This is a genomic window from Cohnella boryungensis, from assembly GCF_042651945.1.
GTDB lineage: Bacteria > Bacillota > Bacilli > Paenibacillales > Paenibacillaceae > Cohnella > Cohnella boryungensis.
The window spans coordinates 61,873-76,801 of record NZ_JBHSED010000004.1 but is presented as its reverse complement, the minus strand read 5'-3'; the positions used below and the strand labels follow the sequence as shown (position 1 = coordinate 76,801).

Sequence of the window (14,929 nt, the reverse complement as noted above, 5' to 3'; positions counted from 1 at the left end):
GGGAGGTGTGTCATGGCGAATTGGCTGCAGCGTCTTGAGAGCTTCATCGGCGGAGGCTCCGGGGGACAGAGAAGGGTAAAGGCTTTCCGGTGGCTGGTGCTGATCGGGCTGCTTGGCGCAGCCATGCTGCTGGCGGCCTCCCTGATGAACGTCAAAACGGTGGACCCCGCCAAGTCTCCGGATCTTTCCCCGCCCCATGACCAGGATGCTCCGCAGCAGGAAGCGTTCCTCGGCGGCGGGGACGACAAAGCCTCTTCTCCCTTCTCGGACATAGAAGCGGAATTCGAGGGCCGACTAAAGGAGATGCTGGAGCGAATCGTCGGCGTGGGCACGGTAGATGTTCTCGTCACGGTCGATTCCACGGAAGAAACGGTCGTTCAGCTTAACGAAAAGCAGATGCAGACCATTACGGATGAGACAGACCGCAATGGGGCGAAACGGCACATCACGGACATATCCAAGGATGGGCAGGTCGTGCTTTATGAGATTTCCTCCGGGGTTCAGTCGCCGATCATCGTCAAGAAGCTGAAGCCGCGAATTCGCGGCGTGATGATCGTCGCCAAAGGCGCGGAGAACGCCACGGTGCGCAAGCTTGTGGCGGAGGCCGTATCCGGCGGGCTGGACGTTCCGATTCACCGCATCTCGGTCGTGCCGCGTAAAGCATGAACCGTGGCTCAAATAATGATATTTTCGGGAGGAATGGAACAATGAACAACAAACGCCAAACGATATGGCTCGTATCGATGCTTAGCCTGATGGTGATTTTGTCGGCCTATTACTTGTTTACGGAGGATGCGCCTTCAACGAACGGCGTCGGCGGCTCGGAGGCATCTCAGCTTATCGATAACGCGGGCAAGGTTTCGGCCTCGAACGAGGAAGGCATCAGCGTAACGGAGGTCGATCAGATGACGGATGAGCTGACTGGCGTGGAGACTGGCGGGAAGTCCGGCCAGCAGGCTGCCGAAGGCGTACAGGGCACGGGGGGCGACGCAAGTCTGTCGCCGGAGGATCAGGAGGTGCTTAAGGGCATTGCCAACGCCAAGGGCAACGAGCTGCTAGATCAGCTCGCGCTGGAGCAGCAAACAAAGGTCAGCAAGCATGCCGAAGAGCTGAGCGCCATTATCGGAAACACGAAGGTAAGCCAGGAAGAGGCCGCCTCGGCGGCAGAGGAATTGAATCGTCTGGAGGACATCGATTCCAGAATCACCAGCCTTCAGGAAAAGCTGCTTCAGGACTTCGATAACGCCGTCGTATCCGAAGTGGATACGAACTTCAAGGTGATCGTGCTGAGCGACAAGCTGGAGAAAAAACAAGCGATCGGCATTCTCGACATGGCGACGAAGGAACTGAATGTCACGCCTGACCGGGTAACGGTGCAGTACGTGCAGTAAGGCTCATGCTTGGCGACGAACAAACCCGTCGGGGGCTCTCTCGGAAGCAGAAGCGATATGTTCGCTTCCGGGAAGCCTCCTTCGCGCGTCTTCGGGAGGACGCGAAAGGCCGAGAAAGCGTAACTCTTTCCATTTCAACCGATTATGGTATAATAACTTCGTTGTGGGTTCGAACAAGCCTCATCTTCGAACGCGTGCTTTCCTCAGACGGGGAATCCCGAATCAAGGAGTGACCGAGATGTTTAAGTTAAGCGAAATCAAAGAATTGATCAAATTGGTAGACCAAACCACCGTGCACGAATTAGAGATTGAGAACGAGGGCATGCGATTGTCGATTCGCAAGCCGGGCCGCACAGAAGTTGTCAATGTGCAAACGCCTTCCTTTTCTACTACATACTTGCCGCAAGCGCAACCGGCCGTACCTGCTCCGGAAGCGCCGGCCGCGCCGGCGAAAGCACCTGCAGCCGACACGTCCAATCTGCATCGCATCGTGTCGCCGATGGTGGGCACGTTCTACCGCTCGCCGTCCCCGGAAGCTCCTGCATTCGTGAACATCGGCGACAAGGTATCCGATAAGACGGTCGTGTGCATTCTGGAAGCGATGAAGCTGATGAACCCGCTGGAGGCGGAAATCAAGGGAGAGATCGTGGACATTCTCGTGGAGAACGGACAGCTTGTCGAATTCGGCCAACCGCTATTCCTAGTAAAGCCGGAATAAGCCCGAGGAGGACTACGCTTTGAAATTTAACAAGATACTCATCGCCAATCGAGGCGAGATCGCGGTGCGGATTATACGCGCTTGCCGCGAGCTGGGGATTACCGCCGTGGCGGTCTATTCCGAAGCGGACAAAGAGGCGCTGCACGTGCGTCTGGCCGATGAGGCTTATTGCATCGGTCCTACCGCGACGAAGGACAGCTATCTCAACCTGACGAATATTATGAGCGTTGCGACCTTGACGGAGTGCGACGCGATTCATCCGGGCTACGGCTTCCTTTCCGAAAACGCCGATTTCGCGGAAATCTGCGAATCTTGCAATATAACGTTTATCGGTCCTTCCTCCGAGGCCATCAGCCGGATGGGGGACAAAGCGGTTGCCAAGCAGACGATGAAGGACGCCGACGTTCCCGTTATTCCGGGCTCCGACGGCTTGCTTGAGGACCTTGACGATGCGATCCGCGTCGCCCGCGAGATCGGATATCCGGTCATTATCAAGGCTACGGCCGGCGGCGGCGGGCGCGGCATCCGCATCGCAGACAACGAGGAGATGCTCGTCCGGGAAATCACGACTGCGCAGCAGGAAGCGGAGAAGGCTTTCGGCAACGCCGGCGTATACCTGGAGAAATACCTGACGGGCATGAAGCACGTAGAAATTCAGATTATTGCCGACAAGCACGGCAATGTCGTCCATCTGGGCGAGCGGGACTGCTCCGTCCAACGCCGCCGTCAGAAGCTCGTAGAGGAAGCGCCTTGCGCGATTATGACCCCCGAGCTGCGCGAGCGAATGGGCCAGGCTTCCGTCAGGGCCGCGCGCGCGGTCGACTACTCGGGCGCCGGGACGATTGAATATTTGCTCGGACCCGACAATAACTTTTATTTCATGGAGATGAATACCCGTATTCAGGTAGAGCATCCGGTAACCGAAATGATTACAGGAATCGATCTGATCCGGGAAATGGTGTCCATTGCCGAAGGGGCTCCTCTCTCATTCAAGCAGGAGGATGTCAGATTCGACGGATGGGCGATCGAATGCCGGATCAATGCGGAGGATCCGGAGCGCAACTTTATGCCTTCTGCCGGACGCGTCGGATTTTATCTGCCGCCGGGAGGTCCTGGCGTGCGCGTGGACAGCGCCGTGTATCCGCAATACACGATTTCTCCGCACTATGATTCCATGGTAGCGAAGCTGATCGTGTGGGCTCCTACCCGCGAAGAAGCGATTGCACGGACTCGCCGGGCGCTCAGCGAGTTTATGGTCGAGGGCGTGAAGACGACGATTCCCTTCCATCTCAAGCTGATGAATCATCCGTTGTTCAACAAGGGGACGTTCGATATCAAGTTCCTTGAGGAGAACGACATCTTCAACGAATAGCAACGCTCGACAATTCACGTTCCCGGATGAAATCAGGCCAAGCGTTTGTCATAATAATCCGGGAATGCTATATTTATAAGTAGTGAAGGCGAATGCTCGGACTTACATGAATAGGTCCGGGATATGGAGGTGGAACTGCGCAATGGAATTGGTAGCCCCGGATTACGAAAGAACGGATTTGGGCACTATCGAGATCGCGCCGGAGGTCATTGAAGTGATCGCGGGACTCGCCACCGTTGAGGTGGACGGCGTGGCCGGCATGAGCGGCGGCCTTTCCTCAGGAATCGCCGAGCTGCTCGGACGCAAAAATCTGTCTAAAGGCGTCAAGGTAGAGGTCGGACAGCGGGAAGCTGCGGTGGATGTGTCCGTAATCGTTCAGTACGGCCGGAAAATTCCGGAAATTTCAACTGAAATTCAACGCAACGTCAAACGCTCGATCGAATCGATGACCGGACTTCACGTGGTGGAGGTTAACGTTCATATTCACGACGTTCACTTCAAGTCGGGCGATAAGCCCGAAGAGGACGAATCCCACGCACGCGTCCGATAAGGCGCAACCGCCCTCGGTTTTCTGCGGTAAACGGCAATAGCTCCGGTCAGCGGATGGCGGCCCTCTGGCGAGAGTATCCTTCGGGATGTCTCTCGCAGAGGCCTTTTCGCGATCATGGAGGACATTTTCATTTCCAATCGGGAAACAGGAGGGGCTAACGTGATTAAAGTGTTGGACAGGCTGCTGCTATTTCTATATAGCTTGGCAATCGCGGCGGCTTCCATCGTTGCGATCGTGGCTGCGAGCGGAGGCTTCTCCGAGAAGTGGCTGATGGAAGTCGTTGCCGATTTCACCGGCGATGTGCGCGCCGTGCAAGCGTCTGTCATCGGAGCGGCGATTGTGCTGCTGCTGATCAGTCTTCGCTTGTTCGTGGTCTCCATTCGCAGAGACGGCAATTCCTCGCCCTCGATCAATCAGCGGACGGAGCACGGCGACATTCGCATATCGGTGGAAACGGTGGAGAATCTTGCGCTTAAAGCGGCTTCGCGTACACGAGGCGTCAAGGATTTGCGCGCGCGCGTGAGAGTGTCGGAGGCTGGACTCGGCATTCTGATTCGGGCTTTCGTCGAAGGAGAAGGCTCCATTCCGGCAATGTCCGAAGAGATGCAGCGCACGGTTTCGCAGCAGGTCGAGGAAGCGACGGGTATTCCGGTTGCCGAAGTGTCGGTATTTATCGCGAATGTCACGCAAGCGCCTACTACCTTTAAGAGCCGTGTAGAATAGGGAGGGAACCGCCTGTGTGGAAGTTATGGCTGGAATCCTACGGCGGCAGAATCGCGGGGATCGCGGCAGGTTTCCTGTTCGGCATCGTTTATTTGATATTCGGATTTTGGGATATGCTGTTCTTCGCTTTGCTCATTGGCATCGGTTATTGGATTGGCAAACACAAGGACGAACGGCGGGGACCGCTATTTCCGTTGGATAGATTGACGGAATGGGTAACGGACCGTTGGCCTTGGTCGCGATAATCCCTGTGAATGTTCTTGCCCGGACAGGTGCGGCGGAGCGTGCGTTAGCTCCGCGGTTTCCCAAGGAAAAGATGCTCATGGGTTTTTTTGCTTCTACGACAAGAAACGCGGGGGGACTCATGAAGCGCAGAATGGCAAGAGAAATTGCGGTACAGAGCTTGTACCTGATCGAGATGAACGGCGTTACCGCTCTTGAAGCGGTGAATACGCTGATGGACGAGGCTCGCCAAGAAAATGAGATTGGGACCGATGTCGCCGAATTGGCAGGGATTGACGCCTTTACGCGCGAGCTGGTTCAAGGCGTGCAGGAGAAGCAAGAGCTTCTTGATCAGCAGCTAGTCGCCTACCTGACCGGATGGCAGGTCGATCGACTTTCGAGGGTGGATCGGCAAATTTTGCGGCTGGCCGCTTACGAGCTGCTGTATCGACCGGATGTTCCGCCGAAGGTGGTCATTAACGAGGCGATCGAGCTGGCCAAGCATTTCGGCCAAGATGAGAACGGCAAATTCGTCAACGGCGTTCTCGGACGAATGTTGAAAGAAAGAGAAGAAAAACCAACCTCGGGAGAGTGAACGTCTGTGAGCGCACAATTAATTGAAGGAAAGAAAATCTCCGATTCGATTCGCGAGGAGATCATTCTGGAAGTTGAAAAGCTGAAGCAAAAGGGAGTCACTCCCGGCCTGGTCGTCATTCTGGTCGGTGAGGACCCTGCATCGCAAGTATATGTACGCAATAAAGCCAAGGCGTGCGAACAGTTGGGCTATTACTCGGAGGTCGTGCGGCTGCCGGCGGAGTCGACCGAGCAGGAGCTTCTGCAGCTGATCGAGCGTTATAACGGACAGGATAACGTTCACGGGATTCTCGTGCAGCTTCCGTTGCCCAAGCATATCCACGAAAAGGCGATCATCGACGCGATTTCGGTGCACAAGGACGTGGACGGGTTTCACCCGGAGAGCGTCGGCAACCTGATGATCGGGGACGATGCCTTGCTTCCATGCACGCCTTCCGGTGTCATCGAGCTGCTGAAGAGAACGGGCAACGATCCTGCGGGCAAGCACGCGGTTGTCATCGGCCGAAGCAACATCGTTGGCAAGCCGGTGTCTATGCTGCTGCTGCGCGAGAACGCGACCGTCACGATCTGTCATTCCCGTACGCCGAACTTGCCGGAGATGGCGAGTCAGGCCGACATCCTCGTGGTGGCCGTCGGAGTCGCCAAGCTTGTGAAGAAGGAATGGGTGAAGCCGGGAGCGGTTGTCATCGATGTCGGCATGAACCGGCTGCCTGACGGCAAGCTATGCGGAGATGTCGATTTCGACGACGTTCTGAACGTAGCCGGCTGGGTTACGCCGGTACCCGGTGGCGTAGGCCCAATGACTATCACGATGCTAATGGCCAACACGCTGAAATCCGCGCAACGTTCTCTGAGCTAGGAAGGGAGCCTTGCGATGGAACCGGCGCGGGCGTTATCCATACGCGAGATTAACCGCCTCATCAAAGCCAAGCTGGAGGGCGACAGCGGACTTCAGGATATTTGGTTGAGAGGCGAAATCTCGAACTTTACGTTTCACTCCAGCGGCCACATGTACTTTACCTTGAAGGACGAGAATGCGAAGCTGAAGTGTATTATGTTCGCATCCTACAATCAGCGATTGCCGTTCTCCCCGAAAAACGGAATGAAGGTGCTGGCGCGCGGGGGAATCTCGGTCTACGAGCGAGACGGCCAATATCAATTTTACGCAACGTCCATGCAGCCGGACGGAATCGGAAGCCTCTATCTCGCTTTCGAGCAATTGAAGCGGAAGCTGGAAGCGGAAGGACTCTTCCTGCCGGAAGCGAAGCGGCAGCTGCCTCGTTATCCTCGCACCGTCGGCATCATTACGTCCCCGACCGGAGCGGCTGTTCGCGATATTATGATTACGCTTGAACGCCGGAACCCCGGCGTTCATGTGCTGCTGTATCCCGTTTCCGTGCAGGGAACCGGAGCGGCACCCTCCATCGTGAGAGCGATTCGAACGATGAATGAGCTTGGCGCTGCGGACGTGCTAATCGTCGGGCGCGGCGGCGGCTCGCTGGAGGAGCTTTGGGCCTTCAACGAGGAAATGGTGGCGAGGGCTATCCGAGGCTCGGTTATCCCGATTATATCCGCTGTCGGGCATGAGACGGACTTTACGATCGCGGATTTCGCGGCCGATCTGCGGGCGGCGACCCCGACCGCAGCGGCGGAAATTGCGGTAAGGCATATCGGGGAGCTTCAGCAGGGCTTGGCCCATCTGGAGCAACGAATGGCCGGCTCCCTGCGCGCATTGCTTGGCAAGGCCAGAGAGCGCTGGCAGCATGCCGCCCGCTCGTCCTATTTCACGCAGCCGCGCCGGAGCTTGCTTGCGCAGGCGGAGAGATTGGACCGTCTGACGGAGACGCTGCACTATCGGATGAAGACGGAGCAAGCCAAAGCCCGGGAGCGATTATCGCGCCTGGAGGGACGTCTGCTCGCCGTCAATCCCCGTCAGCAAGCCATTCATGCCCGCCAGCGGATCACGACCGCTTCGCGAGGCTTGGAGCTGGCGATGAAGGGGATCGCGCGGGACAAGAGCGGCCGCTTCGGTTCGCTCGTTCGGCAGCTGGACGCCCTCAGCCCGCTTAAGGTCATGGCTCGCGGCTATAGTCTGGCTTATGACGAGCAGGAGAAGGCGTTAATTCGTTCGATTAACGAGGTTCAGCCGGGCGACCGCATCCATGTGCGGCTGACCGATGGCAAATTGGATTGCCAGGTATGGGGAATCCAGGAGGAGGGATAGGACAATGGCTAAAAAAGAGACGAACGGCACCGAAAGCGCCGCAGCCGACGAGTCCGCTTCGACGATGACGTTTGAGCTGGCGATGGAGAAGCTGGAGGTCATTGTCGCCAAGCTGGAAAGCGGGGACGTGCCGCTGGAAACGGCGATTGAGCTTTTCCAGGAGGGAATGTCTCTCTCCCGCCTGTGCGGACAGAAGCTGGAGCAGGTGGAGCGTCGCATCGAGATGCTGGTGGAGGGCGAAGCCGGACTTCAGCGCAAGCCGTTCGCCGCGGGGAAGGAAGAAGCATAAGACCGGCTTTGGATTTCGATCAGGCAGAGGGGTAATGACGTGAAGACTTCGGTGGATGTACATACTTACTTAGAGCAACAGAGGCTTAAAGTTGAAACTGCGCTCCAGAGCGTATTTTCGCCTGATTGGATCATTCCCGACAAGCTTCGCGAAGCGATGAACTACTCGCTGCTGGCAGGAGGAAAGCGGCTTAGGCCGATTCTGGCGTTGGCGGCGGCGGAAGCCGTCGCGGGACAGGCGGAGGCGTCGGATCGGGCGCTGCATTTTGCCTGCGCGGTCGAAATGATCCATACCTATTCGTTGGTTCACGACGATCTTCCCGCAATGGACAATGACGATTATCGCCGCGGACGGTTGACCAACCACAAGGTGTACGGCGACGCGATGGCGATTCTGGCGGGAGACGGCTTGCTGACCCATGCCTTTCATGTCGTATCGGAAGCTGCGAAATCGGGCGTGCCTGCGGAGCGGGTGCTGGCGGTTGTCCGCGAGCTGTCGCAGTATGCGGGCTTGCAGGGGATGGTCGGCGGGCAGGTGCTGGATATGCTCGGAGAGCAGGGCACAACTTCGCTGGAGCAGCTGGAAGCTATTCATCTGCATAAGACGGGCGATCTGATTGCGTTCTCGCTTCGTTCGGGCGGACACGCCGCTGAAGCGGACGACCGGCAGCTGGAGGCGCTTGGCCGCTTCGGGCATTATGTCGGTCTTGCCTTCCAAATTCAGGATGACATTCTCGACTTGACGGGAACCGAGGACAAGCTGGGCAAGCCGGTCAAGAGTGACGAGCGGCAGCAGAAGGTCACTTATCCTTATCTTCTTGGCTTGGACGAAAGCCGCAGCCGCGTATCCGCTCTTACCGACAAAGCTGCGGCAACGCTGCTGGAGGCGGGCTTCGTCAAGCCGGATCGGCTGCTGGAGATTGCGAAATATTTGCTGGACAGGGATCATTAATTCGCGGCTTCCTGAAAAGAAAGTCCCGATTCGGGTCGCGCGCGGCTGGCGCGTGCGGCTTTGAACGGGACTTTTTATGTGCCCGTATCCGGCGAGCCGTTAACGGGAGCGCATTTGGGCATTGTTTTCGGGATATGGTATAATAGCCGTAATATCTAAGTGGGGAAAGCGGGGAACATGACTTGCTTCTCAAGCAAATCGACAGTCCAACCGACTTAAAAAAACTATCGCTGCCCGAGCTTCCTCAGCTTGCTGAAGAAATTCGACATTTTCTCATTCAAAAGCTGTCTTCGACGGGGGGGCATCTGGCGCCGAATCTGGGAGTCGTGGAGCTGACGCTGGCTTTGCATTATTTGTTTGACAGTCCGCGCGACAAATTCATTTTTGACGTCGGTCATCAGGCTTACGTGCACAAAATGCTGACCGGACGGCAAAATCGTTTCGATACGCTGCGGCAGAAGGATGGGCTGTGCGGCTTCATCAAACGCAACGAAAGCGAGCACGACGTATGGGAAGCCGGCCATAGCAGCACGTCCTTGTCCGCGGCGGCAGGCATGGCTGTGGCGCGCGATCTGAAAGGCGATTCCAATCGCGTGATCGCCGTCATCGGAGACGGCGCCCTTACCGGAGGAATGGCTTTGGAAGCGCTCAACCACATCGGCCATGAGAAACGCAAGCTGATGGTAGTGCTCAACGACAATGAGATGTCCATCGCTCCGAACGTAGGCGCGATCCATAACTATCTGGGCAAGGTTCGGACAGAGAAAATCTATCGCAAGGCCAAGGACGAGCTGGACTGGCTGCTGCGCAAGGTGCCGGCCATTGGCGGAAAGCTGGCCCGCACGGCGGATCGGGTCAAGGACAGCTTGAAATACTTGGTCGCGCCGGACGGGATGCTGTTCGAGGAATTCGGGCTGAAATACTTCGGACCGGTCGACGGGCATGACATCGGCAAGCTGATGGAGGCCTTCAAGCAGGCGGATCAGATCGACGGACCCGTGCTTGTGCACATACTGACGACCAAGGGCAAGGGCTATTCCCCCGCGGAGGCCGATTCGCACAAGTGGCATGGGGTTACGGGCTCGTATAAGATTGAATCCGGTCAGGTCGTTAAGCCTGTCGGACCTCCGATGTACACGGAGGTATTCGGCAATACGCTGATTGAGCTTGCTGAGCAGGATCGCCGTATCGTGGCGGTCACGCCGGCGATGCCCGGGGGCTCCGGCTTGCTGAAATTCGCCGAGCATTTTCCGGATCGGATGTTTGACGTCGGCATCGCGGAGCAGCATGCGGCTACCTTCTCTGCAGCTGCGGCGATGGAGGGATTGAAGCCGGTGTTTGCGGTGTATTCGACCTTCCTGCAGCGTGCATACGATCAGGTGGTGCATGATATTTGCCGACAAAACCTGAACGTGGTATTCGCTATCGACAGGGCGGGCTTCGTAGGAGCTGACGGCGAAACCCATCAAGGCGTATACGACATTGCGTTCCTGCGGCACATTCCGAACATGGTGATCATGATGCCTAAGGATGAGAATGAGCTGCGGAATATGATGAAAACGGCAATCGAATACGAGAAGGGTCCGATTGCCGTGCGCTACCCGAGAATTGCGGGAACGGGCGTCCCGTTCGACGAGCGGATGTCCGCCGTCGAGATCGGCACCTGGGACATCGTGCGCGAAGGAGACTACGCCGCAGTTCTGGCGATTGGTCCGATGGTGCAGGTGGCAGAAGAGGCCGCCGAGTTGTTGAAGCGCGAGGGCATTAACGTGCGAGTCGTGAATGCCCGCTTTGTAAAGCCGTTGGATAAGCAGATGCTGCTGTCCCTTGCCAAAGAGCGCATTCCGCTTATGGTTCTGGAGGAAGGAGCAATTGAGGGCGGTCTGGGCAGCGCGATTCTGGAATTTTACGCCTTGCAGGGCGTACAGCCTGCGTCGGTGCATCTTGCGGGCGTACCGGATATTTTCGTGGAGCATGCCACAATCAAGGAGCAGCGCGAGCAAGTCGGCTTGACCGCCGAGGAAATCGCCAAGCGCCTGGCTTCCCTTACCGTGCGCAAGAGGCAAAAGGCGACCTGATGGAGAAGACGACCGTAACTAAAGAGCGCCTGGATGTACTGCTTCTTGAGCAAGGCTACTTCGAAAGCAGGGAGAAGGCCAAAGCCGCTATTATGGCCGGCCTTGTGTTCATCGGCGCCGAGCGCGTAGAGAAAGCGGGAACGAAGGTGCCCCGCGATGCCGCGATTGTCGTTAAGGGCTCGGTACACCCTTATGTCAGCCGAGGCGGGTTAAAGCTGGAGAAGGCGATCAAGCATTTTGAATTGGAGCTGAAAGAGGCTACGGTGCTGGATATCGGCGCATCGACGGGCGGATTCACGGATTGCGCTCTGCAGCATGGGGCGAAGCGCGTCTACGCGGTCGACGTCGGCTACAACCAATTGGATTGGTCATTGCGGCAGGACGAGCGCGTGCAGGTAATGGAGCGCACGAATTTTCGCCATATGACTCCCGAGCGTCTAGAAGGCCCGCAGCCCAGCTTCGCGACGATCGATGTTTCCTTTATATCGCTTAAGCTGATTTTGCCCGTATTGGCTACGATGCTTGCCTCCGGAGGAACGACGGTTGCCCTGATCAAGCCTCAATTCGAGGCCGGGCGGGACCACGTCGGCAAGTCGGGCGTTATCCGCGATCCGGCGGTGCACGCCCAGGTGTTAAGAGAGGTGTTGAGTGCCGCGCAAGAGCTTGGCTTTGAGCTGCGGGGACTGACATACTCTCCGATTACCGGCGGAGAAGGAAACATCGAGTTTCTGGCTTGCTGGCAGCTTGCGCATTCCAAGGATTCCTTGTCGGAGCTTACAGCTCAGAAGCTGGAAAGCCTGGCTGAGCAAGTCGTGCAAGAGGCCAATCAAACCTTCCGCCGTTCGCCGTCATAGCGAGGAGCAGGAAGGACATACCCTATCGCCGGTTGACCCGGAGCTGCCGAAGAACGGCCGGAGAAATCGAACCGGGCGGGCTCGGGCGCTTCGGGTTTTTAGCTGTCAAAGAGGAATAACGGCCGCCGATCTCGAAAGTTAAAAGAACGAACAGCATGTCCGACCCGCGTGTATTCCGTAACGACAAGGTTCGGGAGGCCAGTGATGGACAGGGTAGGAGATTGGATCATTATGCTAGCGGCGGCGAGCATTATGGGCTGGTGGGTGTTGAGGCGGCTCGATCGATGGCTTCATGAGCCCCCGGGTTCGAGATTGCGCCAGCTGGCGGCCGCGGGAGGCGTGGAAGAGGACGATATCGTGCGCTTGCTTCGCGAATTCGATTACGAGGTGCTGTCCGGAAAGCATCGGATACCCCTTCGCGTCGCAGTGGACGGCCAGCCGTCTATGCCTACGCGGCTTTATTTCGATTATCTGGCTGCGAAGGAAAGCAAGTATTACTTGGTGAAGCTTGATCGGGCGAGACAGCGCATGGAATGGACGGCAAGCGCATTGCGCGAACGTCTGCTCGTCTATGCGCTAATGTTCCCGGATTGCGAGGGAATCTTGATGGTTCTCCCGCAAGAGCAACAAATAAAAATTGTGCGTTTCAAAGTGGAGGATGGCGAGGAATGAAGGGTCAACGTCAACGCAAAATCCGTGAGTTAATCAGCGCGCGGGAAATCGAGACACAGGAGGACCTTGTCGAGGCGCTCGGCCTGGAGGGAATGCAAGTGACCCAAGCGACGGTATCGCGCGATATTAAGGAGATGCAGTTGATTAAAGTCCCGTTGGAGGACGGACATTACAAGTACTCGATGCCTCAGGATCAACGTTACAATCCCGCCCACAAGCTGAAGCGGGCGCTGCTGGATCATTATCTGGGGGCGGAGTCGGCGGAAAATCTCGTCGTGCTGAAATGCCTGCCCGGAACGGCGGGCACGATAGCGGCGCTGATTGACGGGATGGACTGGTCCGAAATTATCGGCACCATCGGAGGCGACGATACGACATTGATTATCTGCAGGACCAAAAGCCACGGAGAAAATGTGTTGAAGAAAATTAACGAAATGATGCAGTGACACGGCATTGACGAGACTTGGTCGAGGATCAGGAGGCTGACTATGCTTCGGGAGTTATCCATTCATAATCTGGCAGTAATCGAAAAGGTTGGCGTGACCTTTCATCCAGGCTTTCACGTTCTTACCGGAGAGACCGGAGCCGGCAAATCAATCGTCATCGATGCGTTGACGCTTGCCGCAGGAGGCCGGGGCTCGGCGGATATGATTCGCCATGGCTGCGATAAGGCGGATATTGAAGCGGTATTCGATCTGGGCATCGGCCATCCGGTGTGGGATACGCTGCAGCGGCTGGGCATCGAGGCCGACCGCGATGAGACGCTGCTGATTCGGCGCGAGCTTCTGGCGCACGGCAAGTCTTCCGCGCGAATCAACGGACAAAGCGTGACCTTGACGATGCTCAAGGAGGTGGGAGAGCATCTCGTCAACATTCACGGGCAGCACGAGCATCAGTCGCTTCTCAAAACCGACAAGCATTTGGAATGGCTCGACTTGTTCGCAGGCGAGGATATCCGCGAAGACAAGACTGCCTACAGGGCTGTATACCAGCAGTATCAGAGCGTCAGCAAAGAGCGCAGGGAACTGGAAGAGAAGTCCCGCCAAGGCATGCAGATGCTGGATCTGTATCGGTTCCAGCTGGATGAGATCGCCTCTGCCCGACTAAAGCCGGGAGAAGATGAATCTCTTGCCGACGAACGACGCAAACTAACCCATGCGGAGAAGCTTGCGGAAGCAGTAACGGAGGCTTACGATCTGCTTTACGGAACGAAAGGCCTTTCCGCCATCTCGCGGGCGCTCACCCGCCTGCAGGATATCGTCAAATTCGATCCTGCGCCACTGCAGCCTGCGGTCGATCAGCTTCAGAACGCTTATTACGGAGCCGAAGACGCAGTTTATCAGCTGCGCGATTATAAGGATAACATCGAATTCAATCCTGAGCGTCTTGCGCAGATTGAGCAAAGATTGGACGTGCTCCATAGCCTCAAGCGCAAGTACGGGGAGACCCTCGAAGAAATTATAAACTACAGGGATAAGATCAAAGCCGAAGCGGATCAGCTTGACAATCGGGAGGAACTGCTTGAACAGCTCGCCGCCCAGGAAGAGAGCTTGCGCCTTGATTTGCAGGCAAGGGCCGAGCGGCTGAGCGCAATTCGCAGAGCCGCTGCCCGGGTACTGGCCAAGCAGATCGAGCAGGAGCTGACGGATCTCCAAATGGAGCGTTCCGTCTTCGAGGTTAAGCTGGGAGTTGCCGCAGAGCTTTCCTCGTCCGGAACGGACACGGCGGAATTCGTGCTCTCCACAAATCCGGGGGAGCCTCCGAAGCCGCTTGCCAAAATCGCCTCTGGCGGCGAGATGTCACGTGTTATGTTGGCGCTTAAAGCGATTTTCGCGCGCATCGATGAAATCCCGGTGCTCGTCTTTGACGAGGTGGATACAGGCGTCAGCGGCCGGGCGGCCCAGGCGATTGCCGAGAAGCTGAGCCGTCTATCGCGCAGTTGCCAGGTATTCGCCATTACGCATCTTCCGCAGGTCGCATGCATGGCGGATCATCAGTATGAAATATACAAGCAGGTGACGGATAAATCGCGTACGCAGACATCGGTTACCGAGCTGTCCGCAGAGCAAAGAATCGAGGAGCTCGCTCGTATGCTTGGAGGGGTGGAAGTAACGGAAAAAACTCGCCACCATGCGCAAGAAATGCTTAGTTTGGCCGAGATCCGAAAAAACGCGTAACGGCGCGAAAAATCAACCGAGTAGGAAGCTTTTCGGGAACATAAAAGTAGCAAGCCACGGTTACCTTATAGGTACGTTATCGGCGACCAAGAAAGCCGATTCAGACTGTAAGGG

At 56.8% G+C, this 14,929-nt stretch carries 17 protein-coding genes; all 17 read left to right on the top strand.

Annotated features, from left to right (window positions below; translation table 11 throughout):
* The first annotated feature begins 12 nt into the window (after positions 1 to 12).
* The 17 genes from spoIIIAG to recN all read left to right on the top strand — a co-directional run bounded on the left by spoIIIAG (position 13) and on the right by recN (position 14,815).
* Positions 13 to 666 carry a stage III sporulation protein AG gene (gene spoIIIAG, locus ACFO1S_RS04230; protein WP_204604420.1) on the top strand — a complete coding sequence of 218 codons (654 nt, stop codon included), beginning with the start codon at positions 13 to 15 and terminating at the stop codon, positions 664 to 666.
* A 41-nt stretch (positions 667 to 707) separates the two neighbouring features.
* A complete protein-coding gene (locus ACFO1S_RS04225) occupies positions 708 to 1,391 on the top strand; it encodes a SpoIIIAH-like family protein (protein ID WP_204604419.1) in 684 nt (227 codons plus the stop codon).
* 238 nt (positions 1,392 to 1,629) lie between these two features.
* Complete coding sequence (accB, locus tag ACFO1S_RS04220; protein WP_204604418.1) at positions 1,630 to 2,109, top strand: acetyl-CoA carboxylase biotin carboxyl carrier protein; 480 nt, start codon at positions 1,630 to 1,632, stop codon at positions 2,107 to 2,109.
* A gap of 19 nt (positions 2,110 to 2,128) precedes the next feature.
* Positions 2,129 to 3,481: an acetyl-CoA carboxylase biotin carboxylase subunit gene (accC, locus tag ACFO1S_RS04215; protein WP_204604417.1), complete on the top strand. Its 1,353-nt coding sequence runs from the start codon at positions 2,129 to 2,131 to the stop codon at positions 3,479 to 3,481.
* A gap of 142 nt (positions 3,482 to 3,623) precedes the next feature.
* Positions 3,624 to 4,031 carry an Asp23/Gls24 family envelope stress response protein gene (locus tag ACFO1S_RS04210; RefSeq protein ID WP_204604416.1) on the top strand — a complete coding sequence of 136 codons (408 nt, stop codon included), beginning with the start codon at positions 3,624 to 3,626 and terminating at the stop codon, positions 4,029 to 4,031.
* 159 nt (positions 4,032 to 4,190) lie between these two features.
* A complete protein-coding gene (gene amaP, locus ACFO1S_RS04205; protein ID WP_204604415.1) occupies positions 4,191 to 4,754 on the top strand; it encodes an alkaline shock response membrane anchor protein AmaP in 564 nt (187 codons plus the stop codon).
* 14 nt (positions 4,755 to 4,768) lie between these two features.
* Entirely contained in the window at positions 4,769 to 4,999 is a 231-nt protein-coding gene (locus ACFO1S_RS04200; RefSeq protein ID WP_204604414.1) for a DUF2273 domain-containing protein, read from the top strand.
* A 119-nt stretch (positions 5,000 to 5,118) separates the two neighbouring features.
* Positions 5,119 to 5,571 (top strand): transcription antitermination factor NusB, encoded by a 453-nt coding sequence (gene nusB / locus ACFO1S_RS04195; RefSeq protein ID WP_204604413.1) that lies wholly within the window; start codon positions 5,119 to 5,121, stop codon positions 5,569 to 5,571.
* A 6-nt stretch (positions 5,572 to 5,577) separates the two neighbouring features.
* Positions 5,578 to 6,429: a bifunctional methylenetetrahydrofolate dehydrogenase/methenyltetrahydrofolate cyclohydrolase FolD gene (folD, locus tag ACFO1S_RS04190; protein ID WP_204604412.1), complete on the top strand. Its 852-nt coding sequence runs from the start codon at positions 5,578 to 5,580 to the stop codon at positions 6,427 to 6,429.
* 15 nt (positions 6,430 to 6,444) lie between these two features.
* Entirely contained in the window at positions 6,445 to 7,794 is a 1,350-nt protein-coding gene (gene xseA, locus ACFO1S_RS04185) for an exodeoxyribonuclease VII large subunit (RefSeq protein ID WP_204604411.1), read from the top strand.
* 4 nt (positions 7,795 to 7,798) lie between these two features.
* Entirely contained in the window at positions 7,799 to 8,083 is a 285-nt protein-coding gene (gene xseB, locus ACFO1S_RS04180) for an exodeoxyribonuclease VII small subunit (RefSeq protein WP_204604410.1), read from the top strand.
* Between the two features lie 39 nt (positions 8,084 to 8,122).
* Positions 8,123 to 9,034: a polyprenyl synthetase family protein gene (locus ACFO1S_RS04175; protein ID WP_204604409.1), complete on the top strand. Its 912-nt coding sequence runs from the start codon at positions 8,123 to 8,125 to the stop codon at positions 9,032 to 9,034.
* A gap of 182 nt (positions 9,035 to 9,216) precedes the next feature.
* Positions 9,217 to 11,112: a 1-deoxy-D-xylulose-5-phosphate synthase gene (gene dxs / locus ACFO1S_RS04170; RefSeq protein WP_204604408.1), complete on the top strand. Its 1,896-nt coding sequence runs from the start codon at positions 9,217 to 9,219 to the stop codon at positions 11,110 to 11,112.
* The gene (locus ACFO1S_RS04165; protein WP_204604407.1) at positions 11,112 to 11,966 is read left to right on the top strand and encodes a TlyA family RNA methyltransferase; all 855 of its coding nucleotides are present in this window, start codon (positions 11,112 to 11,114) and stop codon (positions 11,964 to 11,966) included. The genes dxs and ACFO1S_RS04165 overlap by 1 nt, the downstream gene beginning before the upstream one ends.
* Before the next feature lie 204 nt (positions 11,967 to 12,170).
* Positions 12,171 to 12,638 carry a hypothetical protein gene (locus tag ACFO1S_RS04160; protein ID WP_204604406.1) on the top strand — a complete coding sequence of 156 codons (468 nt, stop codon included), beginning with the start codon at positions 12,171 to 12,173 and terminating at the stop codon, positions 12,636 to 12,638.
* Positions 12,635 to 13,084: a transcriptional regulator AhrC/ArgR gene (gene ahrC / locus ACFO1S_RS04155; protein WP_204604405.1), complete on the top strand. Its 450-nt coding sequence runs from the start codon at positions 12,635 to 12,637 to the stop codon at positions 13,082 to 13,084. The genes ACFO1S_RS04160 and ahrC overlap by 4 nt, the downstream gene beginning before the upstream one ends.
* Positions 13,085 to 13,126: 42 nt before the next feature.
* Positions 13,127 to 14,815, top strand: a complete 1,689-nt coding sequence (recN, locus tag ACFO1S_RS04150) for a DNA repair protein RecN (RefSeq protein ID WP_204604404.1) — start codon at positions 13,127 to 13,129, stop codon at positions 14,813 to 14,815.
* Positions 14,816 to 14,929: the final 114 nt, after the last annotated feature.

Bases quoted from the DNA above. Each gene is read 5' to 3' on its own strand.
- spoIIIAG (WP_204604420.1), top strand. From the start codon at position 13: ATGGCGAATTGGCTGCAGCGTCTTGAGAGCTTCATCGGCGGAGGCTCC.
- ACFO1S_RS04225 (WP_204604419.1), top strand. From the start codon at position 708: ATGAACAACAAACGCCAAACGATATGGCTCGTATCGATGCTTAGCCTG.
- accB (WP_204604418.1), top strand. From the start codon at position 1,630: ATGTTTAAGTTAAGCGAAATCAAAGAATTGATCAAATTGGTAGACCAA.
- ACFO1S_RS04210 (WP_204604416.1), top strand. From the start codon at position 3,624: ATGGAATTGGTAGCCCCGGATTACGAAAGAACGGATTTGGGCACTATC.
- nusB (WP_204604413.1), top strand. From the start codon at position 5,119: ATGAAGCGCAGAATGGCAAGAGAAATTGCGGTACAGAGCTTGTACCTG.
- xseA (WP_204604411.1), top strand. From the start codon at position 6,445: ATGGAACCGGCGCGGGCGTTATCCATACGCGAGATTAACCGCCTCATC.
- xseB (WP_204604410.1), top strand. From the start codon at position 7,799: ATGGCTAAAAAAGAGACGAACGGCACCGAAAGCGCCGCAGCCGACGAG.
- ACFO1S_RS04165 (WP_204604407.1), top strand. From the start codon at position 11,112: ATGGAGAAGACGACCGTAACTAAAGAGCGCCTGGATGTACTGCTTCTT.
- ACFO1S_RS04160 (WP_204604406.1), top strand. From the start codon at position 12,171: ATGGACAGGGTAGGAGATTGGATCATTATGCTAGCGGCGGCGAGCATT.
- ahrC (WP_204604405.1), top strand. From the start codon at position 12,635: ATGAAGGGTCAACGTCAACGCAAAATCCGTGAGTTAATCAGCGCGCGG.
- recN (WP_204604404.1), top strand. From the start codon at position 13,127: ATGCTTCGGGAGTTATCCATTCATAATCTGGCAGTAATCGAAAAGGTT.